We start from the raw sequence: 946 nt of genomic DNA, 5'->3' as shown, positions 1-946 counted from the left end.
CGCTTTCACCCGACGCCGAGCCCGTGCACTCGGCGGGCAATTTGCAAACCTCCCTCGGCTTCGAACGCGGCGACATCGCCGAGGGTTTTGCCCGCGCCGCCCACGTCGTCGAGGCCGTCTACGAAACGCCGCGCCAGATGCACGGTTTCATGGAGACCGAAGGCGGCCATGCCCTCGTAGATTCGGATGGAACGCTGAACGTCTGTGCCGGCGGCCAGTACGGCCTGCGCGACCGGCTGCAGCTTTCGCGCGTCCTCGGCCTGCCGGAGGAGAAGATCCGGGTCGTGACCAGTCCGACGGGAGGCGCGTTCGGCGGCAAGGACGAGCTGACCGTGCAGCCGGCGCTCGCCTTGCTCGCCCTCAGGACCGGTCGGCCGGTGCGCCTGCAACTCGACCGCGCCGAATCCGTCCTTGCCGGCGCCAAGCGCAACGCGATGAATATCCGCATGCGCACGGCCTGCGATGCGGACGGCTTGCTGCTTGCCCAATGGGTGGATGTGATCTCCGACGCCGGCGCCTACGCCTCGCTTGGGCCCGCGGTCCTGGAAACTGCGCTCGAACACGCCTGCGGGCCCTATGTGGTTCGGAATGTTCGCACGTCGGGCAGGCTCGCCTATACCAACAACGGGGTCTGCGGCGCCTTCCGTGGCTTCGGCGCCAACCAGATGGCTTTCGCGGTCGAATGCCAGATGGACCGGCTGGCGGCGGAATGCGGACTCGATGTCTTGGAAATCCGCCGCAGGAATATGCGCAAGCCTGGCACGCGGGGTTATCTCGGCCAGGTGGTCGCGCCGTCCGAGCGCCTCGAGGAAATGCTCAAGGCCGCCGCGGCCGACCCGATCTGGCAAAAGCCTCGCGGCCCGTCCGATGATGGTTCCGAGATCGTCGGCACCGGCATGGCGATGAGCTACCAGGGCAACGGGCTGGGCACGCTGCCGCCCGACCC

The 946-nt window shown here is 68.0% G+C and carries 1 protein-coding gene; it reads left to right on the top strand.

Annotation, left to right across the window (positions count from 1 at the left end):
* Positions 1-41: 41 nt before the first annotated feature.
* The coding region (locus EOA24_RS39425; RefSeq protein WP_245501991.1) for a molybdopterin cofactor-binding domain-containing protein at positions 42-946 on the top strand (905 nt) is incomplete at its 3' end.

Source organism: Mesorhizobium sp. M2A.F.Ca.ET.039.01.1.1, assembly GCF_003998035.1.
In the GTDB taxonomy this organism is placed as follows: domain Bacteria; phylum Pseudomonadota; class Alphaproteobacteria; order Rhizobiales; family Rhizobiaceae; genus Mesorhizobium.
Note: the sequence above shows the minus strand (reverse complement) of the source record. Positions and strands in the feature narration are given on the sequence as shown.